At 64.7% G+C, this 22,724-nt stretch carries 23 protein-coding genes; 10 read left to right on the top strand and 13 right to left on the bottom strand.

The genetic code is table 11. From position 1 onward, the window contains the following. Positions 1-137 precede the first annotated feature (137 nt). The gene (locus AB9K35_RS10685; protein ID WP_369925976.1) at positions 138-356 is read left to right on the top strand and encodes a DUF1127 domain-containing protein; all 219 of its coding nucleotides are present in this window, start codon (positions 138-140) and stop codon (positions 354-356) included. Between the two features lie 99 nt (positions 357-455). On the opposite strand, the gene AB9K35_RS10680 is transcribed toward AB9K35_RS10685, so the two are convergent. The 4 genes from AB9K35_RS10680 to AB9K35_RS10665 form a co-directional block, all read right to left on the bottom strand. Beyond that, on the bottom strand, positions 456-800 hold the full coding sequence (locus AB9K35_RS10680) for a hypothetical protein (RefSeq protein ID WP_369925974.1): 345 nt from the start codon (positions 798-800) through the stop codon (positions 456-458). A 104-nt stretch (positions 801-904) separates the two neighbouring features. After that, positions 905-1,777 carry a 50S ribosomal protein L11 methyltransferase gene (locus AB9K35_RS10675; RefSeq protein WP_369925972.1) on the bottom strand — a complete coding sequence of 291 codons (873 nt, stop codon included), beginning with the start codon at positions 1,775-1,777 and terminating at the stop codon, positions 905-907. 92 nt (positions 1,778-1,869) lie between these two features. After that, positions 1,870-3,105, bottom strand: coding sequence for an MFS transporter (locus AB9K35_RS10670; protein WP_369925970.1), 1,236 nt, complete (start codon positions 3,103-3,105; stop codon positions 1,870-1,872). 191 nt (positions 3,106-3,296) lie between these two features. Beyond that, positions 3,297-5,492 carry a primosomal protein N' gene (locus AB9K35_RS10665; RefSeq protein WP_369925969.1) on the bottom strand — a complete coding sequence of 732 codons (2,196 nt, stop codon included), beginning with the start codon at positions 5,490-5,492 and terminating at the stop codon, positions 3,297-3,299. An 81-nt stretch (positions 5,493-5,573) separates the two neighbouring features. Between AB9K35_RS10665 and fsa the strand changes: the two genes are divergently transcribed. The 5 genes from fsa (at position 5,574) to AB9K35_RS10640 (ending at position 9,332) form a co-directional block, all read left to right on the top strand. Continuing rightward, the gene (fsa, locus tag AB9K35_RS10660) at positions 5,574-6,227 is read left to right on the top strand and encodes a fructose-6-phosphate aldolase (protein WP_222455360.1); all 654 of its coding nucleotides are present in this window, start codon (positions 5,574-5,576) and stop codon (positions 6,225-6,227) included. A 343-nt stretch (positions 6,228-6,570) separates the two neighbouring features. After that, positions 6,571-7,281 (top strand): DUF484 family protein, encoded by a 711-nt coding sequence (locus AB9K35_RS10655; protein WP_369925968.1) that lies wholly within the window; start codon positions 6,571-6,573, stop codon positions 7,279-7,281. Continuing rightward, complete coding sequence (locus AB9K35_RS10650) at positions 7,278-8,198, top strand: tyrosine recombinase XerC (protein ID WP_369925967.1); 921 nt, start codon at positions 7,278-7,280, stop codon at positions 8,196-8,198. Before AB9K35_RS10655 ends, AB9K35_RS10650 begins: the two co-directional genes overlap by 4 nt. A 156-nt stretch (positions 8,199-8,354) precedes the next feature. After that, the gene (locus AB9K35_RS10645) at positions 8,355-8,567 is read left to right on the top strand and encodes a hypothetical protein (protein ID WP_369925965.1); all 213 of its coding nucleotides are present in this window, start codon (positions 8,355-8,357) and stop codon (positions 8,565-8,567) included. A gap of 39 nt (positions 8,568-8,606) precedes the next feature. Next, positions 8,607-9,332, top strand: coding sequence for a phosphatidylcholine/phosphatidylserine synthase (locus AB9K35_RS10640; protein ID WP_369925963.1), 726 nt, complete (start codon positions 8,607-8,609; stop codon positions 9,330-9,332). 55 nt (positions 9,333-9,387) lie between these two features. Here AB9K35_RS10640 and AB9K35_RS10635 read toward each other — a convergent pair whose 3' ends face one another. Further along, positions 9,388-9,840, bottom strand: coding sequence for a methylated-DNA--[protein]-cysteine S-methyltransferase (locus AB9K35_RS10635; RefSeq protein ID WP_369925962.1), 453 nt, complete (start codon positions 9,838-9,840; stop codon positions 9,388-9,390). Between the two features lie 130 nt (positions 9,841-9,970). Here AB9K35_RS10635 and AB9K35_RS10630 point away from each other — a divergent pair, with 130 nt between their 5' ends. Next, complete coding sequence (locus AB9K35_RS10630) at positions 9,971-10,354, top strand: hypothetical protein (RefSeq protein ID WP_369925960.1); 384 nt, start codon at positions 9,971-9,973, stop codon at positions 10,352-10,354. Positions 10,355-10,367: 13 nt separating this feature from the next. On the opposite strand, the gene AB9K35_RS10625 is transcribed toward AB9K35_RS10630, so the two are convergent. From AB9K35_RS10625 to ileS, 4 genes are all read right to left on the bottom strand, one after another. Continuing rightward, a complete protein-coding gene (locus AB9K35_RS10625) occupies positions 10,368-11,402 on the bottom strand; it encodes a transporter substrate-binding domain-containing protein (protein WP_369925958.1) in 1,035 nt (344 codons plus the stop codon). Next, complete coding sequence (locus AB9K35_RS10620; protein ID WP_369926124.1) at positions 11,402-12,484, bottom strand: transporter substrate-binding domain-containing protein; 1,083 nt, start codon at positions 12,482-12,484, stop codon at positions 11,402-11,404. The genes AB9K35_RS10625 and AB9K35_RS10620 overlap by 1 nt, the downstream gene beginning before the upstream one ends. 117 nt (positions 12,485-12,601) lie before the next feature. Next, on the bottom strand, positions 12,602-13,513 hold the full coding sequence (locus tag AB9K35_RS10615) for a hypothetical protein (RefSeq protein WP_369925956.1): 912 nt from the start codon (positions 13,511-13,513) through the stop codon (positions 12,602-12,604). A 245-nt stretch (positions 13,514-13,758) separates the two neighbouring features. Continuing rightward, the gene (ileS, locus tag AB9K35_RS10610; protein ID WP_369925954.1) at positions 13,759-16,761 is read right to left on the bottom strand and encodes an isoleucine--tRNA ligase; all 3,003 of its coding nucleotides are present in this window, start codon (positions 16,759-16,761) and stop codon (positions 13,759-13,761) included. Between the two features lie 267 nt (positions 16,762-17,028). Here ileS and AB9K35_RS10605 point away from each other — a divergent pair, with 267 nt between their 5' ends. Continuing rightward, a complete protein-coding gene (locus tag AB9K35_RS10605) occupies positions 17,029-17,451 on the top strand; it encodes a group III truncated hemoglobin (RefSeq protein ID WP_369925952.1) in 423 nt (140 codons plus the stop codon). A gap of 70 nt (positions 17,452-17,521) precedes the next feature. Here AB9K35_RS10605 and AB9K35_RS10600 read toward each other — a convergent pair whose 3' ends face one another. From AB9K35_RS10600 to AB9K35_RS10590, 3 genes are read right to left on the bottom strand one after another with little or no spacing between them, the layout of a single operon-like run. Further along, the gene (locus AB9K35_RS10600; protein ID WP_369925950.1) at positions 17,522-18,514 is read right to left on the bottom strand and encodes a YcjF family protein; all 993 of its coding nucleotides are present in this window, start codon (positions 18,512-18,514) and stop codon (positions 17,522-17,524) included. Then, positions 18,511-18,966 (bottom strand): GNAT family N-acetyltransferase, encoded by a 456-nt coding sequence (locus AB9K35_RS10595; RefSeq protein ID WP_369925948.1) that lies wholly within the window; start codon positions 18,964-18,966, stop codon positions 18,511-18,513. The genes AB9K35_RS10600 and AB9K35_RS10595 overlap by 4 nt, the downstream gene beginning before the upstream one ends. After that, entirely contained in the window at positions 18,963-20,378 is a 1,416-nt protein-coding gene (locus tag AB9K35_RS10590) for a YcjX family protein (RefSeq protein WP_369925946.1), read from the bottom strand. Before AB9K35_RS10590 ends, AB9K35_RS10595 begins: the two co-directional genes overlap by 4 nt. Before the next feature lie 114 nt (positions 20,379-20,492). On the opposite strand from AB9K35_RS10590, the gene truA reads away from it, so the two are divergent. After that, entirely contained in the window at positions 20,493-21,260 is a 768-nt protein-coding gene (gene truA / locus AB9K35_RS10585; RefSeq protein WP_369925944.1) for a tRNA pseudouridine(38-40) synthase TruA, read from the top strand. A gap of 121 nt (positions 21,261-21,381) precedes the next feature. Continuing rightward, on the top strand, positions 21,382-22,116 hold the full coding sequence (locus tag AB9K35_RS10580; protein ID WP_369925942.1) for an NYN domain-containing protein: 735 nt from the start codon (positions 21,382-21,384) through the stop codon (positions 22,114-22,116). 78 nt (positions 22,117-22,194) lie between these two features. Here the strand turns inward: AB9K35_RS10580 and gcvH are convergent, their stop codons facing one another. Continuing rightward, positions 22,195-22,554: a glycine cleavage system protein GcvH gene (gene gcvH, locus AB9K35_RS10575; RefSeq protein WP_369925940.1), complete on the bottom strand. Its 360-nt coding sequence runs from the start codon at positions 22,552-22,554 to the stop codon at positions 22,195-22,197. Between the last annotated feature and the right edge of the window lie 170 nt (positions 22,555-22,724).

Here is a 22,724-nt window from a genome sequence, read left to right as displayed (position 1 = left end):
TTTTATGGCTCAAAGCCATGCGATTTTTGCATGGGACACATGCAAATCCATCACTTGCCGGAGCGTTTTTTCCCAACTAGATGCCGGCCATCGCGCAAGACGCGACCGACGGCAGCAGCAGATCAGAGGACAAGGACATGGCCGCATTTGACACCACCCGCACCGCTTATGGTTCCACCGGCCTTTTCGGGCGCATCGGCGGCCTGATTGCCGCTGCAACCGGCGCTCTTGTTGCCTGGAATGATGCCCGTGCAACCCGCAAGGCCCTGTCGGCGCTGAGCGACCGCGAGCTGTCCGACATCGGGCTGTGCCGCGGCGACATCGAAGACGTGGCCCACGGCAAACCGATCTTCTGAGATGCTCGCGCGGCACCCGCCGCGCTTGAGGTCCGAACATGACAATCGCCGCGGCGCTGAGGCGCCCGCGGCGTATTTTTTTGTCACGACATGGGTTGGTCAGCCGAGCAGTTGCCGGATGCCTCCAGCCAAGGCCATGCTGGCCGGATCCCGTTGCATCACCAAGGCACCGAATTGCTCTATGCCTTTGCCCTGGGACAGCCGCGCGACCCGCGCGTCGTAGCTCTGCTCCCCCAGCGCGCAGATCAGGGACGCCTTGCAGACCAGAAACGCCGCCAGAACGTATAGACCCTTGCGTCCCAGCCCGCGCGATGGCGTCCGCAGCGGCTTTGCGACCAGCAGGCCGTCAGGCTGCATACGGATGGCACATCCCGACGACAGAGCCGCGTGCTTGCGGTTGATCTGCTTCAAACGTGCCTGAAATTGATCGCGATGCTTGCCCATATCCAGCCTCCAGGAGGTCCACCTGCTACAGGCGAACGATCTTTGGAGCGGAATGGGGCAAAATTGCGGCAATTAGATAAAATTCACCTAAAAGCCGCGTGAAATCAGGCTGCCTTCTGCAACAGCAACGTCGTCCATTCACCAATCTCCTCGCGCCGGGTGAGATTGATGCCATTCTGTGCATAAACGGCGACCACGTCATCGGCCTGTTCGTTGAGGATGCCGGACAGGATCGCATAGCCGCCGGGGCGGAGATTCGCGGCCAGTTCCGGCGACAGCGCCACCAGCGGGCCTTTCAGGATATTGGCAAAGATCAGGTCGAAAGGCGCCTGCTCCTGCAGCTGGGGATGGTCGAAACCGGCCGCTTCCAGACAGGTCACCTGCCCGGCCATGCCGTTGGCCTTGAGGTTGGCCTCGGCGACTTCAACCGCCACCTCGTCAATGTCGCTGGCGAGGATGGTGCCATCCCAGACCCGCGCCGCCGCCATCGCGAGCACCGCGGTGCCGCAGCCGATGTCCGCGACCTTGTTGGCCTCGAACCCCTGATCCAGCAAGCAATCCAGCGCCAGCAGGCAGCCCAGCGTGGTGCCGTGGTGGCCGGTGCCGAACGCCATCGCCGCCTCGATCAGCAAGGGGATGCGCCCCTCGGGCAGCTTGTCAGCGTCGTGACTGCCGTAAACGAAGAAACGTCCGGCCTCGACCGGCGCCAGCTCGCGGCGCACATGGGCGACCCAATCGGTCTCGGGCACCTCGGAAACCACAAAGGGTTTGGCATCATGCATCGCGGCCAGCAGGGCCAGGCCCGCCTCGTCCGGGGCCTCGGTGAAATAACCTCCGACCTCCCACAGGCCGGAGCCGTCTTCCATCTCGAACACGCCGATGCCGGTGGGTTCCGGGTTCAGCCGCTCCATGGCTTCGCCCAGTGCCTCGGCCTGGGCTTTTGCGGTCAGCGTGGTGAGGGCGGTGAAAGTGGTCATGGCGGCGCTCCTGAAACTGTTGCCCAGCGCCTAGGCCGCAACGCGGCCCGCGTCAAGCATTAGCCCCCTGGCCGCCGCCACGGAGCGCGGGATCATTCCGCGGGCGCGGGCTGCGCGAACTTGCTGAAAATCGTCTCGTTGCCCGGCTCCGGGTGGCGCGGGATCAAGAGCGACAGCGCCAGCGAGATCAGCGCCATGCCCGCCGCCAGGGCAAAGACAAGACCCGGCGAATAGACCCAGAGCAGCCCCAAGAGCACCGGCAGGAACACCGCCGCGATATGGTTGATGGTAAAGGCCACGGCCGCGGTCGGGGCAATGTCGCCGGGATCGGCGATCTTCTGGAAATAGGTCTTGAGCGCCAGCGCCAGGGCAAACAGCACGTGGTCCACGACATACAGCACCGCCGCGATCACCACGCCCCAGCCGAACCAGTAGATGCCGCCATAGGCCGCAAAGACGATGGCCAGCCCGGCGTACTCCACGATCAGCGTGCGGCGCTCACCGAACACCGCCACCGCCTTGCCCAGCATCGGCGCCACGGTCATGTTGATCACGAGGTTGATCAGGTAGAGACCGGTCAGCTCATGCACTTCAAAGCCGAACTTCTCGACCATCATGAAGCCGGCGAAGACCACGAAGATCTGCCGCCGCGCACCGGCCATGAACTGCAGCGCGTAATACAGCCAGTAGCGCTTGCGCAGGATCAGCTTCTTGGTCTGCGGATGCGGTGCGTCGAATTGCGGATAGGCCAGCAAGGCGAACAGAGCGATCAGCGCGGTCACCCCGCCTGCAGCGAGGAAAACGGTATTGTAGGCCAGGTCGAAGCGGTCCCAGGTCAGCACGATGAGGCCATAGACCACCAGAGTCGCCGCCGAGCCCGCCGCCACCAGCCAGCCCAGCGTCTGCGGCGCACGGTCCTTGGGCAGCCATTGCAGCTGCAGCGACTGGTTCACCGTCTCGTAGTAGTGAAAGCCGATGGAGCTGAGCAGCGTCACCATCAGGATCCCGCCGAGCGACGGGAACCAGGCGGTGACCGCGGTCGCCACGCCCAGCAGCACAAGCGAGATCAGCCCCAAGACCTGTTCGCGCACGAACAGGATGACGGCAATGACCCCCACCGCCAGAAAGCCGGGGATCTCGCGTACCGTGTGCAGCAGGCCGATGTCCGAGCCGTCGAACTGCGCCGCCTCGATCACGAAGTTGTTGAGCAGCGCGCTCCAGGCGTTGAAGGCAATCGGCATCGCCAGCGCCATCAGGAACAACAGGGTCACCGGACGGCGCCAGAACGGGAGGCCTTGGGCCTCGGACAGGGGCATGGGTCTGAACATGAGCTAGGGTTTACGCGGCTTCGCCCGGCCTGGCGAGAGGGAAAACGGACCTGCACAGTCAGCTTTGCACCAGCGCGCAGAGAGCGGAGGGACGCCGGTGCGCGGCTCGGCCTCGGGCTCCGGCGGGATTTCGGCCAGACAGGCCTGCGTCGCGCCGGTGTCAGACGCTCCCGGGGACGTGGCTGCCCAGGTCAGAAAAAGCTCTGTGGGTCGATGTCGATGCTGAGGCGCAGATCGCCCTTCAGGCGCAAAGGCGCGGTCCAGCGGGCGATGGCCTCCTGCAACGGCGCGCCCTTTGCGGCCTTGACCAGCAGCCGCACCCGGTGGCGGCCGCGCACGCGGGCGATGGGCGCCGGGGCCGGGCCGAACAGCTGGGCACCGATCTGCCGCAAGGGTCCGTCATTGCGCGCCATCGCGTTGCCAAGGTCGAACACCGCCGCCAAATCCGACCCGGAGAGGATGATTCCCGCCATCCGTCCGTAGGGGGGGACCCCCGCGGCCTGGCGTTCGGCGGCCTCGGCCTTCCAGAAGCTCTCTTCATCCCCCGACAGGATGGCGCGGATCACCGGGTGTTCGGGCTGGAAAGTCTGCATCAGGGCTTCGCCCGGCCGTTCGGCGCGGCCCGCACGCCCCGCCACCTGCCGCATCAGCTGAAAGGTGCGCTCCGCCGCGCGCAGGTCAGAGCCTTGCAGCCCGAGGTCCGCGTCGATCACCCCCACCAGCGTCAGCATCGGGAAGTTGTGCCCCTTGGCAACCAGCTGGGTGCCAAGGATGATGTCGGCCTCGCCCTTGGCGATCTCCTCGATCCGGGTTTTCAGGGCGCGGGCAGAGCCGAACAGATCCGAGCTCAGCACCGCGATCCGCGCTTCGGGAAACAGCGAGGTCGCCTCCTCTGCCAGACGTTCGATACCTGGGCCGACGGGGGCCATCTTGCCTTCCACCTCGCAGGAGGGGCAGACCTCGGGCACGGGCTTGGTCTCGCCGCACTGGTGACACATCAGCCGCTTCATGAAGCGGTGTTCAACCATGCGGGCGTCGCAATGGTCGCAAGCCACCTGCGCCCCGCAAGCGCGGCAGATGGTGACCGGCGCAAAGCCGCGACGGTTCAGGAACAGCAGCGACTGCTCGCCCCGCTCCAGCCGCAGCTTCATTGCCTGCTTCAAGGTTGGCGAAATCCAGGTCGAGGGCAGCAAGTCCTCGGACCGCATGTCGACCGCCCGCATCTCGGGCAGCACCGAGGCCCCGAAGCGCGAGGTCAGGTCCAGCCGCTGGTACTTGCCGGCCTCGGCGTTGGCCCATGTCTCCAGCGAGGGGGTCGCCGAGGCCAGAACCACCTGCGCCGAGCACATGGCCGCCCGCAGCACGGCCATGTCGCGGGCGTTGTAGAGAACCCCGTCTTCCTGCTTGTAAGAGGTATCGTGCTCCTCATCGACGATGATCAGGCCGAGGTCGCGAAACGGCAGGAACAGCGCCGAGCGGGCGCCGATCACCAGTTGCGCCGCGCCCTGCCCGACCATCTTCCAGACCCGGCGGCGTTCGGTCATGGTCGCGCCCGAGTGCCATTCGGCAGGTTTCGCCCCGAAGCGGGCTTCGACCCGGGTCAGGAATTCCGCGGTCAGTGCAATTTCCGGCAGCAGCACCAGCGCCTGCCGTCCGGCGCGCAGGGCGGCGGCCACCGCCTCGAGGTAGACCTCGGTCTTGCCTGAACCGGTGACGCCCTTCAGCAGGGTCGTGCCATAGCGCCCGCTGCGGACGCCTTCCGCCAGCGCCGCGGCGGCCCTTGCCTGGTCTTCGGTCAGCTGCTTGGAGGGCAGTTCCGGGTCCAGATGCGGATAGGGGGTGTCGCGCGGCGCCTCCTCTTCGCGCAGGGCGCCCTGTTTCACCAGCCCCTTCACCACCGACGGCGTCACATCCGCCATATCGGCCAGTTCCCTGGGCGTGAAGGCGAGGCCGCCGTATTGCTCCAGCACCTCCAGCACGCGGCGGCGGGCGTCGGTCATCCGGTCCGGCGTGCCTTCGCCGCGGCGCAGGATCTTGCGCATCGAGGGCGGATCGCTGAGGCCCGGCGCGCGGGTGGCCAGCCGCAGCATCGCGGGCATCGGGGTCAGGGTGTAATCGGCGGCCTTGCCGAGGAACTGGCGCATTTCGGTACGCATCGGGGCGACGTCCAGCACACGGATGACCGAGCGCAGCTTGGCCGAATCGAAATCGCCCGCCCCCGGTCCCCAGACCACGCCCAGCACCTTGCGCGGGCCCAACGGCACTTCGACATAGGCGCCGAGGAAGCAGCCGCCCTCCGGCGCGCGGTAATCCAGAAGCCGGTCAAGGGGTTGCGTGGTCAGCACCCCGACCCGCTCGCCTGCCTGAAAGAACTCCTGCCCGCTCATGCCTCTGCCCGTGTTGCCGCCCGTAGTCCCATGAGGTAAAGGCTGAAGCGACCGAGGCCAACCCATCCAAAGGACTGCCCCATGAAATTCTTCGTAGATACCGCCGAGATCGACGCCATTGCCGAGCTGAACGATCTGGGCATGGTGGACGGCGTGACCACCAACCCCTCGCTGATCAAGAAATCCGGCCGTGACATCATCGAAGTCACCAAGGAGATCTGCAACCTGGTGGACGGTCCGGTGTCTGCCGAGGTTACCGCAACCGACGCCGAGACGATGATCGCCGAAGGCCGCAAGCTGGTCGAGATCGCCGAGAACATCGCCGTCAAGGTGCCGCTGACCTGGGATGGTCTGAAGGCCTGCAAGACGCTGACCGACGATGGCCACATGGTCAACGTGACCCTGTGCTTCTCCGCCAACCAGGCGCTGCTGGCCGCCAAGGCGGGCGCAACCTTCATCTCGCCCTTCATCGGCCGCCTGGATGACATCAACCTCGACGGCATGGAGCTGATCGAGGACATCCGCACCATCTATGACAACTACGGCTTCGAGACCCAGATCCTGGCGGCCTCGATCCGCACCGTGAACCACGTGCTGGATTCGGCCCGCATCGGCGCCGATGTGATCACCGCGCCGCCCGCCGTGATCAAGTCGATGGTGAACCACCCGCTGACCGACAAGGGGCTGGATGCGTTCCTGGCCGACATCAAGGCGGCCGAGATCAAGATCCTCTGATCGCCCTGACATAAGCAAATCACTCAAGGCGCTCCGGATCGGGGCGTCTTTTTTCTTGGACCGCTGGCCAAACAGTCTGCCCCCTTTCCGCACCGCGCACCCCCGCCGGCCGAATCCGGGTCGCTGCCGCGATCTGGAATCGGTTGCGCGAATGCGCTGCAGCGCCGGGCCAGGCCCGGCGCCCGGCCCAACGGGAGTGGGGCATTGCGATGCCCCGACGACGGGCGGGAGCCATCCTGCGCGGCAAATTCCCCGAGTTCCGCATTTTTCGGCGGCATCGGGCAAAAGCCGTGTTATACACGGGCCAAACCCGTCAGAGGTCCAGAGCCGCAAGAGTGTTCCCATGAGCAGTTCAAACCGATCAGCCGAATTGGAAGACAAGCTGCGCGAGGCGATCCTCGCCAAACCCGACGCCGTGCTGGAAGACCAGCACCTCATGAGTGCGCTGGTTGCCGCCAACGAACGCGCGATGGGGTCCAACGTCGTCGACCTGCGCGGCATTGCGATGGAACGTCTGGCAGCCCGGCTCGACCGGCTGGAGGATACACACCGTTCGGTGATTGCCGCCGCCTACGACAATCTGGCGGGCACCAACCTGATCCACCGTGCGGTGCTCCGGCTGATGGAGCCACAGGACTTTGCGAGCTTTCTCACCTGTCTTGAGCAGGACATGCCGGAGATCCTGCGCGTTGACGCGCTGTCTCTGGTGCTGGAGACCTCCCGCCCGGGCAGCGGCGCCGAGGTGGAGCGCAAGGCCGGCGTGCTGAAACTGGCCGGTCCCGGTTTTACCGAAAGCTACGCCGGTCAACCCGCAACCGATCGCCCGGTCACGCTGCGCCAGACCGAAAGCGCCAGCCCCCGCGTCTACGGGGCCAAGGCCGAAACCATCCGGTCAGAAGCCTGCCTGATGCTGGATCTCGGCGAAGGGCGCTTGCCCGGCATGCTGGTGCTGGGCTCGGCGGACCCGCAGCAGTTCTCCCCGATGCAGGCCAGCGATTTGCTGACGTTTTTCGGTGGCGTGTTCGAACGCTCGATGCGCTACTGGCTGGCATGACGATGATCTCCCCGGCGTGCCGCGATGCCCTGCAACAGTGGCTTGAGCGGCTCGGTGGACTGGAAGGCGCCTCCGCCAATACCTGCACCGCCTACCGCGGTGACGTCACCGGCTTTCTGGCCTTCATGACACAGCACAGCGGCGGCCCGCAGGGGCTTGGAGCGCTGGCGCGCATCACCACTGCCGACATGCGGGCCTGGATGGCCTCCGAACGCGGCAGCGGCACCGGGGCGCGGTCTCTGGCGCGCAAGCTTTCGGCCGTCAAAAGCTTTTACCGGTGGCTGGCCCAACGCGAAGGCTTCGAGCCCTCGGCCGTGCTGTCCGCACGAGCTCCGAAGTTTCAGAAGAAACTGCCCCGCCCGCTGGCACCGGATGCCGCCAAGGCGGTGCTGGAAACCGTCGAGCTGCAATCCCAGAAATCCTGGGTCGCGGCGCGCGATGTGGCGGTGGTCACGCTTCTCTACGGCTGCGGGTTGCGGATCTCCGAAGCGCTGGGGCTGACCGGGGCCGATGCGCCGTTGCCACCGGTGCTGCGGATCCTCGGCAAGGGGAACAAGGAACGCGTGGTTCCGGTGCTCCCGGCGGCACGGGACGCGGTCGACCGATACCTCGCGCAGTGCCCCTTCCCGCTCGAGGCCGATGCGCCGCTCTTTCGCGGGGTCCGTGGCGGGGCGTTGAACCCGCGTCAGATCCAGGACGTGATGGCGCGCACCCGCGCCCAGCTGGGCCTGCCCGCCACCGCCACGCCGCACGCGCTGCGGCACAGCTTTGCCACCCATCTGCTGGAGGCAGGCGGGGATTTGCGCGCGATCCAGGAACTTCTGGGACATGCCTCGCTGTCGACCACCCAGACCTATACCGCGGTGGACAGTCGGCACCTTATGGATGTCTACAGGCGCACGCACCCGAAGGCCTGACTCCGCGCTGGCAAAGGACCACCCGTTTTTGCGGCAACTGGCGTCGCCCGCGCAGGCGGGTCGTTAAAATGCAACCGAAATAAAGGGCGGGCTGAAAGGGGCTGTTAACACCGGACAGGCGAAATGGGCGCAAATCAATCCAGAAAGGATTTCGCAATGACCCTGACCGGTTTTGCCGCCCTGTTTGCCGATGGCGCCCCCTCTGCCCCAGCGCCCGCGCCCGGCAGTCACCCCTATTCCCGCATCAACGACCTGCCCGCTGGACATCCCGCCTCGCGCCCCGGTATCGCGGACCCTGCCCCGCATGGTCGCAGGATGTCGCGCATTCAATTCAGCCAGGGTGGGGAATCCCGCAAGTTGCTGCACTGAACGCTTGCGGCGCCGGGACAAATTCGCCATCACGGGGTCATGAGACCTCAGATCCGCGCCTTGACCGTACACCTCCTGACAGCCACCGGAGCCGTTTTTGCCATGTTGGCGATGCTGGCCGCAGCCGAAGGCAAGTGGAGCCTGATGTTCGTCTGGCTGGTGGTTGCCTTTGCGGTGGACGGGGTCGATGGGCCGCTGGCGCGGCATTACAACGTCAAGCGTTACGCGCCGGAATTCGACGGGGTGCTGCTCGACCTCATCATCGACTACCTGACCTATGTGTTCATCCCCGCCTTCGCGTTGTTCCAGTCCGGATTGATGGCCGGCTGGACAGGCTGGGTCGCGATCATCGTCATCACCTTCGGCAGCGCCATGTATTTCGCCGATACGCGGATGAAGACCAAGGACAATTCCTTCTCCGGCTTTCCCGGGTGCTGGAACATGCTGGTGCTGGTCATCTTTGCCCTTGAGCCGAACCACTGGACCAGCCTCGTTCTGGTGACGGTGCTGGCCATCGCGATGTTCCTGCCGCTCAAATTCATCCACCCCGTACGCACGCTACGCTGGCGCAACCTGTCGCTTCCCATCGCCCTCGCCTGGACATTCTTTGCCGGTTGGGCCGCGTGGGTCGACTTCCACCCGGCCAGCTGGGCCCACTGGGGGCTGGTGGTGACCTCCGTCTACCTGCTGTTCGTCGGCATCGTTCAGCAGATCGTGCCTGAGCGCGGGCACGTGGACGCCGCGGTGCAGAACAGCAAAGGCTGACGGCGTCCAGCCGTCTTTGGTCTGGCCACCTTGGGTCGGACAAGTCCCGCGAGCGTCAGATCAGCAGCCCCGCTACCCGCTCGTGCTTCAACAAGAACACCTTCGTTTCCACGCCGCCCGCCCCCGAGAAGCCGCCGAGGCCGGAGGCCGAAAGAACGCGGTGACAGGGAATGATCACTGGGATCGGGTTGCTTCCGCAGGCTGCCCCGACCGGTTGTGACGCGGTTCCCAAATCGCGGGCGATATCGCCGTAGGTTCGGGTCTCGCCCCACGGGATCTCCATCATCGAGGCGCAGACAGCCCGCTGGAAATCGGATCCCCGGACCCACAGTGGCAAGTCGAACGCCACCAGCTCTCCGGCGAAATACGCCCGCAGCTGCGCCAGTGCCCGGTCCAACACCGGCGACTGGCCGCTGGTCTGCGAGGACCAGCTCAACCCAACAATGACACCGTCCTGCTCCGCCACGCTGAGCGGTCCAACCGGCGTGTCCAGACTGGCTGAGTTCACCTGCCCCTCCCAACCGCACGGCCAATGTTAACACATTGTTAACCAAACCTAACGGAAGTTTCACACATTAGCTCAAATTATTCTAAAGTGAATATCAACACAGCGTCGAATGTTATTAAAAGGTTTCCACATGCTTCCCGCAATCGCCAACGCCTCCAGCTACCATCCGGGTCTGAAACAGCTTCAAGCAGCGCGCCGTGCGCAGCTGGAAATTGCAACCACCGCTGACCAGTCGGTGGATGCAGCCCGCACAAGCGGTGCGACGCAGGGCCTGGCACGCAATGTGGCACGGGAAGAAGCGCTGAGCGCAGAGCGCCCGCAGGCGCTGACCCCGCAGCACGTCGGCCCGGCCCGCGAAGCCGCCCGCAGCGAAGCACTGGGACTCAAGCAACTGAACGGCTTCGATCTGGGCGCCTACTACCAAGACCTGATGAGCGGCATGCAGGCTGGCCCCAAGACTGCCAGCGCACTGGCAGCCGAGACCCGCTACCTCGAAGCCCGCAAGGTGATCTGATCCAGGTCTCGCCTTATTGCAGCTGGGCCCAGAACAGCTCCAGGTGGCGCGACATAATTTCCTCGAACCGACCGGAGCGGCGCAGCGCCTCCAGGCCTGCGTTGACCCGGTAGAGGTGCGTGGTGCCGCGCCAATGGTGCTTGGAGATCACCACATGCAGACTTTCCTCTGACAGCGGCTTTTCCAGCGGTACAACGCTGTCCCGCAGCCCGGCGCCCACCAGCGTGCTGGCACCAAGGAAGAGGTCGACAGCCACCGCGTCCACCTGCCCGGCCAGCACCATCTGAAAGCAGTCCTCTGCGGTTTGGGGGCGCACAAGGGTAACCACGCCCCGCTCCAGCCAGCGCCGGTCCGACCGGTTGAGATCATGGGTAAAAAGCCCTGCCGGGCGACATAGGGTCTTGCCCAGCACATCGGCGTCGCTGTCATGACGCATGTCGCTGCCGACCCGGACGAACAGCATGATCGGCAGCGACATGACCGGGTCCGAAAAGTGAAAGTTGGTGCAGGCAGGGTCTTGCGGTTCGGCTTCACAATCGGGCTTCACCCAAGGAAAGCCCATGTCGAATTCCTTGGAATCCAGCAGCGGGAACAGATGCCTGGACCAGTCGTCCTCCCATGTGATCGAGCGGCTGACGGGCGCGGGGGGTACATCCAGCGCGGCATTGACCAATTCCGTCACCATGCCCTGCCCCGGCAGATTGCGGTCCGTGAACGGCGCGTAGCCGTCCCCCGTCAGCAGCTTCAGCTCCACCTGTTCCGGCGGTGCTGCCGGGGCATCAGCTTCTGCAACCTCTTGCGCACAGGGGATGAACAGCCTGCGCCCCGGCAGCACCGCCGCCCCGGAAAGCCGGGACTGGTTGTGCGCATAAAGCAGTGTCCAGCGGTCGCGGTCGCCGTAATGGGTTTCTGCGATCGAAAACAGTGTGTCACCGGGCTGGGCCACGTAGTCGACATCGCAAATCGCGAAGGCTGCGGCGGGCGCAAGGCAGCATAGCGTCGCGACCGCACCAAGGCGGCAGAAAATGCGTGTGATCCAGTCTCGCATCAGTGCCCCCGCCAGAAACGTGTCAGATGGTCATCGAGAATGGCCTGATAGCGGCCGCTGTCGCGAATACCGCGCAAGCCGGTGTCGAACATGTCCAGCAGCTCCGCCGCACGGGGATGGGATTTGTGCACCACCACATGCAGACCAAGCACCGCAAGCGGCTGCGGCATCTCGGAGAATTGCGCCTCGAACCCATGCTCACGCATCACGCTGCGGCCGGTGAACTCGTTTACGGCCACCGCGTCGGCGCGGCCTGCCGCGACCAGCTCGAAACACTCCCGGACCGTATGCGGCCGCAGCAGCGTTATCTTGTTGTCCGCCACCCAGCGCCGACCGCCCTGATCCAAATCGAACGTAAGGTAGCCCGCAGGGCGACACAGCGTCTTTCCTTCGATGTCTTCGTCCCGACGAAACTCGAATGGGCGATCCTTGGGGGCAAAGAGTAGCATCAGGGTCTCGAACATCGGCTCCGAGAAGAAGAAGTTCCGGCAGCGGTAGCTGTCCGGCATCGTGTCGCACGCCGGCTTGTACCAGGGAAAGCCGAGGTCCAGCAGGGCGTTGGACAGCAGGGGGTCGAAATGTGACGACCAGTCGTTGACCCAATGGATGGCATAACCCTCGGCCGGGGCAGCCTGCGCCATCCCGGCGCTCACCACCTCGGCCAGCAATCCACCACCGGGGGCCATTCGGGCGGTGAACGGGGCAAAGTCATCGCCCGTCAGCAGATTGATCGCGCCGCCCGTGGCAGCATTGGAGTCGCCCTCGCTATCGCCCGTCGAAACCGAAGTCGGCTTTGCGGCCACCGGTCCCTGAGGCAGACCTTGCGGCTGCCCATCGAGACACGGCAGCGACAGCCGCATGCCAACGCGGATACCTTCCGGCCTGGGGCCGATCGAGGTCATGTTGCGGTTGTGGATCGCGCGCCACTTGCCGGCATCCTGGTACATGCGATCGGCGATTCCGGACAGGTTGTCCCCCGGTTGCACGGTGTAAACACCTCCGCAGGTGTCTGCCGAGGCGCTGGCGGGCTGGACGACAATCACCAGCAGAAGTAGCCCGAAAGCCCTGAAAACGGTCTTCATCATTCCCTCGGAACCTCTATCCCCAGACCGAGGTCTGCCTGAGGCGGCTGGTGATTGTTCGCTGCGTTGGCCTTGCCAATGGCGACCACGAGCGGGCTGAAATGGTCGGGCTTGGGGTCAGTTGCCGACAAACAAAGCCAGGATGGTTGCTGTGTCGACCTCACCGTCGGCACGGATCAAGCTGGCTGGAACGGCGACCTTCTTTTGCTGATAGGCTGCGTTGACGAGCTGATGTATGTAGGCCTCGGACTGCCCCTGCGCGGCGGCCGTGCGCACCATGCGAAACAGCGCGCTGCCCTCGTCGGCACCGGGCGTGGACGCGGATAGCGTCGGGCCCGGCTGAGACGGGCTGCTGCGCAGGGCTGCAAGCGTTCCGGCAGTCATCCGCGCGACCAGCGCATCGCCATCGAGCGTGGTGGCAGCAGCGGCGGCACCCGCACCAAGCGGGACCTGCCCCTGCGGCGCGGAAGCCGACGTCCAGGTCGCAGGCCGGGCAATGTCGGCGACCGCCGCGGCATAGGCAGTCCCCGGCAGCGCCGGGCCGCCGGTCGGCGAGGCCGGATGCACAGCTGCAGGCATCGCCGGGACACGACTGAACTGGGCGTGCAGCAAGGCCGCCATCGCAACACTCAGCACTGCTGCGGCAAGGGACAGGCGGGACAGGTTGCCGATGCGTCCGGTCCAGCCCCGCATTCCGCGCCAAAACTGCCGGAAGATCCTGCCCATGCCAAAGATCAGAGCCGCCACACCGCGCAGCGCGAGCTGAGTGATCCCGGCGACCAGATGCAAGACCGGCGATCCCCCGGGCGGAACGTCATGCGACGCCGCGCCGGTGGCCGCAGAGGACAGCGTTGGCACGCAGGCAGGCGGCGGTGCTGCGATCACGGAACCGCCCGCGCGGTTGGGCACCAGACCGATCCGGATATGGCGCGGAGCCGTCACCCCGTCTATCCGCACACTGACCCGGCGTGCGCGGGCGGTATCGCCGTACCTGCCCACCGGTTGGGTCTCCGAATATCGTTTCAACATGCCCTGCGCCCCTGCCCCACGTCGCGTTCTGTACTGCTCGGAATCTTCGCGTGAAGTTAACGATTTGTTAACCACTCGAAGAAAATCGGTCAATATCCGCGCAGCGCATATGATTGTTCCGAGGGAAAACTCACCGACAGGTTGCGTAAAAGAAACACCGACGAACGAAGGACCCGGGCATAACGCAAAACACCCGGCCGTGACGGCCGGGTGCAGCATGTCTGATCAGCAAGATCGTGAAGACCTTATCCCAGCGCGCTGTTGCAGCGCCCGCAGACGCCCGGGTGGCTGTGCGCGCCCACATCCGGCAGAATCTTCCAGCAGCGCTGACATTTGTCACCTTCGGCCCGCTCGAAGACCACAGACACGCCGTCGACCTCAGGCATGCGGAAGGCTTCGGCCGGGGCCGGATCGCCTGTCAGAGAGATGTCGGAGGTGATGCAGATGTCAGCGAAATTGACCGAAGACAGGGCCGCCCGGGTCTCCGCATCGCGGACGTGAACCACCGGAGCGGCCTCCAGCGACGCCCCGATCACCTTGTCGGTGCGCTGCACTTCGAGGGCGGCAGTCACCACACGGCGGGCCTGACGGATCTTGGCCCATTTCGCGGCAAGCGGCTCGTTCAGCCAGTCATGCGGTGTTTCGGGAATGTCCTGAAGGTGCACGGAGCTGCCTTCGCCCGGGTATTTTTCCAGCCAGACCTCTTCCATGGTAAAGACCAGGATCGGCGCCAGCCAGGTGGTCAGGCGATGGAACAGGATGTCCAGCACCGTACGCGCAGCGCGCGCATTCAGGGTGTCGCCGTCGCAATACAGCGCGTCCTTGCGGATGTCGAAGTAGAAGGCCGACAGGTCCACGGTGGCAAAGTTGAACACCGCCGAGAACACGCCCTGGAAATCAAAGGACTGATAGCCGGTGCGGACCTTGTGATCGAGCTCGGCGAGGCGATGCAGCACCCATTGCTCCAGCTCCGGCATGTCCGCCGGGTCGACCCGCTGGTCCTCGCTGAAATCACCGAGAGAACCGAGCATGAACCGCATGGTGTTGCGCAGGCGGCGGTAGCTGTCGGCGGTGCCTTTCAGAATTTCCGGACCAATGCGCTGGTCGGCGGTGTAATCGGTCTGGGCCACCCACAAACGCAGGATATCGGCGCCATACTGCTTGACGACCTCTTCCGGAACGATGGTGTTGCCCAGCGACTTGGACATCTTCATGCCCTTGGCGTCCAGCGTGAAGCCGTGGGTCACCACGTTGCGGTAGGGCGCGCGGCCCTTGGTGCCGCAGGCCTGCAAGAGGGACGAGTGGAACCAGCCACGGTGCTGGTCGGTGCCTTCCATGTAAACGTCGGCGATACCGTCCTCGGTGCCATCCTCGCGGTCACGCAGAACGAAGGCGTGAGTCGAACCGGAATCAAACCACACGTCGAGCACGTCGAAGACCTGATCGTAGTCATCAGGGTCTACGATGCCGTCGAGAACCTTGGCCTTGAAGCCCTCTTCATACCAGACGTCGGCGCCGTGCTCCTCGAACTCCGCGACGATGCGTTTGTTGACCTCTGCGTTGCGCAGCAGGAAGTCCGCGTCAGTCGGCAGCGCGCCTTTCTTGGTGAAGCAGGTCAGCGGCACGCCCCAGGCGCGCTGGCGCGACAGCACCCAGTCGGGGCGGCTTTCGATCATCGAGTGCAGGCGGTTGCGGCCGGTCTGCGGCCACCATTTCACCAGCTCGTCGATCGAGCGCAGCGCGCGTTCGCGGATGCTGTTGCCCATCTCGCCCATGCCATCGTCCAGCTTGCGGTCGACGCTGGCGAACCACTGCGGCGTGTTGCGATAGATGATCGGCGCCTTGGAGCGCCAGGAATGCGGGTAGCTGTGCTTGATCTTGCCGCGCGCCAGCAGGCCGCCGACCTCGGCCAGCTTGTCGATGATCGCCTTGTTGGCATCACCTTCACCGCCCTTGCGGTTGAGGATGTACTTGCCGCCGAAGAACGGCAGATCGGCCCGGAAGCCGCCGTCGTCCATGACGTTGTAGGTGATCATCTGCTCCAGCATGCCAAGGTCGCGGTAGAGCTCGAACTCCTCCATACCGTGACTGGGCGCGCAGTGGACAAAGCCGGTACCTTCGGTGTCGGTGACGAAGGGGGCCGCGCGGAAGTCGCGGATGTCGTCCCACTCACCGTTTGCGCCTTCGGCGCCAGCCAGCGGATGCTTCAGCGACAGGCTGGAGAGTTCGTCGGCGGACACGCCGCGGACGCGCTTGTATTGATCTTCGCCGAGACGGGCCCGTTTGAAGACATCCGCCGCCAGCTTGTCCGCCAGCAGGAAGCGGTCGCCCACCTTGGCCCAGCATTCCTCCGGCGTGCCGGTCACCTCGTAGAGACCGTAGTCGATGTCCTCGCCGTAGACGACCGCCTTGTTCGACGGGATGGTCCAGGGGGTGGTGGTCCAGATCACCACATAGGCGCCTTCCAGATCCTGCGCCACGATCGCCGCATCGGCGCCCGCAAAGTCCGCGTCCTCGCCGTCGGCAGCCACGAAGCCACCCGCCTCGGCCACCTTGAACTTGACCCAGATGGTGAAGCTTTCCTTGTCGTGATATTCGACCTCGGCTTCAGCCAGGGCGGTCTTCTCGACCGGCGACCACATCACGGGCTTGGAGCCCTGATAGAGGGTACCGTTCATCAGGAACTTCATGAACTCATCCGCGATCACCGCCTCGGCGTGATAGTCCATGGTGATATAGGGATCGTCCCAGTTGCCGGTGATGCCGAGACGCTTGAATTCCTCGCGCTGGACATCGATCCACCCCTCGGCGAACTTGCGGCATTCCTGACGGAATTCAACGACCGGCACCGCATCCTTGTTCTTGCCCTTCTTGCGGTACTGCTCCTCGATCTTCCATTCGATCGGCAGGCCGTGGCAGTCCCAGCCGGGCACGTAACGCGCGTCAAAGCCCATCATCTGGTGGCTGCGCACGATCATGTCCTTGATGGTCTTGTTCAGCGCGTGGCCGATGTGCAGATGGCCGTTCGCGTAGGGAGGGCCGTCGTGCAGGGTAAAGGGCTTGCGTTCGGCATCGGTCCCCTTGGCGGCGGCGGCTTTCGCGCGCAAGCTGTCATAGACACCGATCTGCGCCCAGCGCTCCAGCCAGGCGGGCTCGCGCTTGGGCAGGCCTGCCCGCATCGGGAAGTCGGTTTTCGGCAGGTTCAGGGTATCTTTGTAGTCAGGCGTCTGGGGCGTGTCGGCGCACATCGGGGGCGTCCTTTGGCTAATCAGGTCGGTGTTCGGGATATTCGGTTCGGCGCGATGGCTCAAGCGCCTTTGCCCGGCGGCTCAATCGTGTCAGAGCGCCGGGAATATAATTCGAATAATGATGGCCGCGATATGGGACATGAGGTGCCTTATAGGCTGCGCCGCGGACCGGGTAAAGCGGTCAGATGCGGCACAAGCGCCCGCCCCCTTCCGCCGCGCGGCTGCTGTCGCTATCTAGCCCCAGAGATCCAGCATCGCAGAGTGACCATGACCGACACCCAAGCCCAGCCTCCGCTGGCGCGCTTTGACATCACGGCCGAACAGATCAGCCACGTGGTCGCCGTCTTTTATGCCCGCGTGCGGCGGCATCCCGTTCTTGGCCCGGTGTTCGCCGCCCACGTGCAAGACTGGCCGGAACATGAGGAAAAGATCGCAGGCTTCTGGCGTAATGCCATCCTGCGCGAGCGCAGCTACAGCGGCAATCCGATGCGGGTGCATGTCAGCCGCGAGGATGTGCAGGCGGAGCATTTTCCACTCTGGCTGGAGCTGTTTCACGATGTGCTGCAGACGGAACTCCCCGAGCGCACCGCCCGGCAGTGGGGAGCACTGGCAGATCGCATAGGCGAAGGCTTTCGCACCGGGGTCGTTGCCATGCGTCAGCCCAAGGATCAGCCGCCGAAACTGTTCTGACACTGGGTTCTGACACTGGCCGCGCGGCCGCTTCGACCATGCCCCCGCCGCGCATGCCCCTGACTGCAGGTTATTTTTCCCTCGAGAACAGCCCGGTCAGCGCCCGCTGCACGACCTTGCGGGTACTGGGGCGCCGGGTTTGCGAGAACGGCATTGGGCGGCACACTTCCATTGCCGCCAGACCGACCCGCGCAGACAGCGCCCCGTTGACCAGACCTTCGCCGAAACGACGCGACACTTTGGACAGGACAGAGCCGCCCAGAATCGGCTCAAGCAGGTCATCGCCGGCCGCAACCGCGCCAGTGGCTGCAAGATGCGCCAGCACCGTTCGTGTCAGCCGCCAGCTGCTGACAAGCCCCGGCCGCCCGCCATAGATCGCGGCAACCCGGCGGATCATCCGCAAAGATGACACCAGCGCCGTCAGCACATCCGCAAGCGCGATGGGGACCAATGCCGTTACAGTGGCAACCTGACGCGCGGCAGCCTCCACCTCGCGCAGCGCCAGCGCATCCAGCGGCGCCAACAGATCGGTCTCGATCTGCAACAGCAGGGCATCGGGATCCATCACCTCTTCACACCGCTCTGAAAATCGTGCCCGCTGCCAGGCCAGATCACTTCGTCCTTTGAAGAAGCCTTCCATACGCCGGGCAAATGCCCGCGCCGTCTCGAGGTCGTGACATTCGGCTGCCGCCTGGCGCAGGGCATCCACCCGGCGTAGCCGTGACAGTGCGGCCAACTCGCGCAAGCCAAGACCCAGCGCGAGCACTGCCAGCACCGCCAGCCCTGCGGTGACGGCCCATCCCAGCACGGGCAAGCGATCGATCAGGGCCGTGGCAAAATCCCAGGTGGCGACCGAAACCATGGCGCCGACCACCGCGACAAGCAGCCCCCAGAACCAACGCGCCAGCCGGGAAGACTTGCGCGCTGCGATTCTCGCGGCCTGCTCCATCGCCGCCGGGGACGCAGCGGGAGCCGCCGCGCTCTCCGGAACCGGCGGTGCCTCGGCCACCGAAGGCGTGTCCGAGGTGTCTTCAAGATCGATCAGAACCGGCTTCTTGCTCATGCTGCCGCCTTGTGCTGCGCGCGCCATTCAAAGGTGATGTCCGGTAGACCCTCATCATTGTGGGAACCATCACTGCGGGCGGTTTCGGCGAAACCTTCCCGCCGGTAAAAACGACGGGCGCCGTCATTGGCCTGAAACGTCTGCAACTGCAAGCGTGGCTGTCCCACCTTGGCCGCATCCAGAAGCGCCTTTCCGATCCCCTGACCACAGGCCTCGGGGGCCACGTAAAGCGCATGAACCTGCTGCCCGTCACGCGCCAGGAAGCCATGCACGTGCCGCCCGCGTCCCGCCACCGTGACCCAGCCACGGTCGATCATCTCACCGCAAAAGGAGATGGCCTCAGCCTCGGAGTGCAGGGCAGGCATCCAGGGGGTCACCGCGGCGAACCGATGCAGGATCCAGCCGGTCTGCCCGGCATCCAGCGGGGTTGCCGACCGCAAGCAAAAGGTCACAAGGCATCTCCGATCAGAAATTCCGCGGCGCGGTCCATCCGGATATGCGGCGGACCGCTGCCATGTTTCAGTGTCAGCGGCGCAGGGGCAAAGCGCATCGCCTGATAGTCGCCCTCCAACCAGCGGGTCGCGCCCTGTTGGGCAGGCACCAGCAGCTGCGCCGGATCGTCGGGCAGCGCGCCGGGGTAGCAGGCCACCTGCCGACCGCTGTCCAGCAGTGTACCGCGCACGCAAGGCAGCTCGCCTCCGTCGTGATGGCGCATTTCCTCGGTGGTGGTGCGCAGGGCGGCCAGGGCCAGCGCCGCTGTCTCGGCGCCGGCAAAGCGGGCGCGATCCTGCGCCTCGCGCGTCAACGCCTCGATGATGGCAGTCATCCTGTCATGCTGGCTATGGTGCAGATGGTCGGCCTTGGTGGCGGCGAACAGGATCTTTTCCACCCGTTTACCGCCCAACAGACGGGTCAGGAAATGGTTGCGACCCGGCTTGAACGCACTGAGGATGTCGACCATCGCGTGGCGCAGATCCTCGACCGCCTGGGGACCCGAGCTGATCGCCGAGAGCGCATCCACCAGCACCACCTGCCGATCGATGCGGGCAAAATGGTCGCGAAAGAAGGGCATAACCACCTTGGCCTTGTAGGCCTCGTATCGCCGCTCCATTTCGCGCCAGAGGCTGCCCCGGGACGGTGCTTCCACGGACCTCAAGGGAGCAAAGGTCAGCACCGGCGAGCCCGCGAGATCGCCGGGCAGCAGGAAACGCCCCGGCGTGCAGTCATAAAACCCATCGGCGCGGGCTGCGTGCAAATAGCCGGTGAAGGCGGCCGCCAGCGCCTGCGCCTGCGGCTCTTCATGGGCGGCGGCGGGATCGGCGCCCCCCTGCGCGGCCAGGTAATCCTGAGCCTGCGGGCGGTTTGCGATACGCGCCAGCACTTCCGCGGACCAATCGGCAAAGGATTTGTCCAGCAGCCCGAGGTCCAGCAGCCACTCCCCCGGATAATCGACGATATCGAGATGCAAGGTCCGCGGCCCCGGCAACCCGGCCAGCAGGCCTGCCGGACGCACCCGAAGACTGAGACGCAGCTCGGACACCGCCCGTGTGCTGTCTGGCCAATGCGGTGTCGGACCGGTCAGTGCTGCAAGGTGGTTTTCATAGTCGAAGCGCGGCACCGTATCGTCAGGCTGGGGTTGCAGGAACGCGGCCTCGATCCGGCCCTCGCGGGCGGCGGCCAGCTGCAGCATCCGGCCACGGTCCAGCAGATTGGCCACCAGCGAGGTGATGAAAACCGTCTTGCCAGAACGCGCCAGCCCGGTCACCCCCAGCCGCAGAGGCCGATCAAACAGCGCCGCGGATACACCGCTGGTGACGCTTTCGACACCACTGATCACCCCGTCTGCAAGGGAGGTTATCACCAAGACACTGTTCCTGCTCTTCTCTTGTCCTTTTCCCTAGATAGGCGGGACGACAGGCGCTTACCAGTGCGCATAGAACACTTGCCCCGGCGCTGTGGCATTGCTACTTGCCCGGCCATGCCGCGTTTTGCTCTGAAAGTCGAATACAACGGGAAGCCTTTTGCCGGTTGGCAAAGGCAGAAGGATCAGCCTTCGGTGCAGGGCGCGATCGAGGCTGCGCTGTCGCGGCTTCAGCCGGGCGAGCATACCATCGCCGCGGCAGGACGCACCGATACCGGCGTACATGGGCTGGGACAGGTTGCACATTGCGATCTGGTGCGGGAATGGGACCCGTTCCGCCTGTCGGAGGCGCTGAATTACCATCTGAAACCCGATCCGGTCGCGATCGTGGACTGCGCACGGGTCGATGACGACTGGCATGCGCGGTTCTCGGCCATTGAGCGCCAGTATCTGTTCCGCATCCTGATCCGCCGCGCCCCCGCCACGCATGAGGCCGGGCAAGTCTGGCAGTTGAACCACGACCTCGATGTCGAGGCGATGCAGGAAGCCGCCAACTACCTGGTCGGAAATCACGATTTCACGACCTTCCGTTCCTCGATCTGCCAGGCGGCAAGTCCCGTCAAGACGCTGGACGAGCTGAGGGTTGAACGGGTGCAGGGGTTCTCCGGCCCGGAGATCCATTTCCACGTGCGCGCCCGCAGTTTCCTGCACAATCAGGTCCGCAGCTTTGTCGGCACATTGGAACGCGTGGGTGCGGGCGCCTGGGAGCCGACAGATGTGAAAGCCGCGCTGGAGGCCCGCGACCGCGCGGCCTGCGGTCCGGTCTGTCCCGGCCACGGGCTGTACCTCGCCCGCGTCGGCTACCCCGAAGACCCATTTGGCTGAACGCCCCTTGCATCCCGCAAGCGGCCGCACATACTGCATTCCAGACCTGACAGATCCCCCGATGTGCCAGAGGGCCCCCCGGCCCCCTGCCCAACCTCTTTCACAAAAGGCATACGCGGAAATGGCAAAACCCGAAAAACCTCCACTTCTGGCCGTCCTGATTGATGCCGACAATATCTCGGCCAAATATGCCGAAGCGATGTTCGAGGAAATCGCCTCCTTCGGCGAGGCCAGCATCCGCCGCATATACGGCGATTTCGCCGGCGGTAGCCCGCAGGGCTGGAACAAGGAAAAACTGGCGGCCCTGGCGATTGTGCCTCATCAGCAGTTCGCCAACACCACCGGCAAGAACGCTTCGGACATCGCGCTGGTGATCGACGCAATGGACATTCTGCATTCCGGGCGGTTCGACGGCTTTGTGCTGATCTCTTCGGACAGCGATTTCACCCGGCTGGCCAGCCGAATTCGCGAACAAGGTCTGGACGTGTACGGCATGGGCATGCGCAAGACCCCGGCCGCCTTTGTCCGCGCGTGCAAGCGTTTCATCTATGTCGAGAACCTGCTGCAGGAACCCGCCAAGGCAAAGCCGAAGCCGCGCAAGGAAGACGAGAGTGCCGACCCCCCGGCCGAGCTGCCGGATCCCACCAAGCTGGTGATCCGCGCGATGGACGCCATCGATCAGGATGACGAATGGTTCACATTGGGGCAGATCGGCCAGTTCATCACCACCGCGGCACCGGATTTCGACACCCGCAGTTACGGCAAACGCAAGCTGAGCGAGCTTATTGCCTCGTTGAAGCTGTTTGAGACCAAGCGTGGAGAAGGCAACCAGATCCTGGTGCGGCGGCTGGACTGATCCGCGCACCAGCAACTGGAGAGGATCAAGGCATGGGCCCGTCGCATCGCATGCGGCGGACCCTGAGGTCGAGACCGATCAGCCGATAAACGACTTGTACGCGGCCTCGTCCATGTAATCATCCATCGGCGACAGGTCGGACGCCTTGATCTTGAAGAACCAGGCGCTGCCTTCCGGATCGTCGTTCACCTTGCCGGGATCATCCGCCAGAGCCTCGTTCACCTCGACGATTTCCCCATCCAGCGGCGCCAGAATGTCGGAAGCGGCCTTGACCGATTCAATCACAACGATCTCGTCGTCCTTGGAGACCTCGGTGCCGGGTTCGGGCAGCTCGACATAGACCACCTCGCCCAGCTGTGCAGCGGCGTGCGCGGTGATGCCAACGGTGATCAGATCGTCTTCGGGCAGCAGCCATTCGTGTTCTTCGGTGTATTTCATGATCTTGGTTTCCCTTGGAAGAGCCGGGGTTCATCTGTATGCGGCTGCCGAATTGGACGTCCGTGAGCACCAGAAAGATGCCGCGAGCCGGAATCGCCAGCCCCAATGCGGGCGCTGGTACACGCTAGCAACGGGCCGCGCCAGCGATCAAGCGGGGAAATCCGCGAGCA

This window comes from Leisingera sp. XS_AS12, from assembly GCF_041224635.1.
In the GTDB taxonomy this organism is placed as follows: Bacteria; Pseudomonadota; Alphaproteobacteria; order Rhodobacterales; family Rhodobacteraceae; genus Leisingera.
Note: the sequence above shows the minus strand (reverse complement) of the source record. Positions and strands in the feature narration are given on the sequence as shown.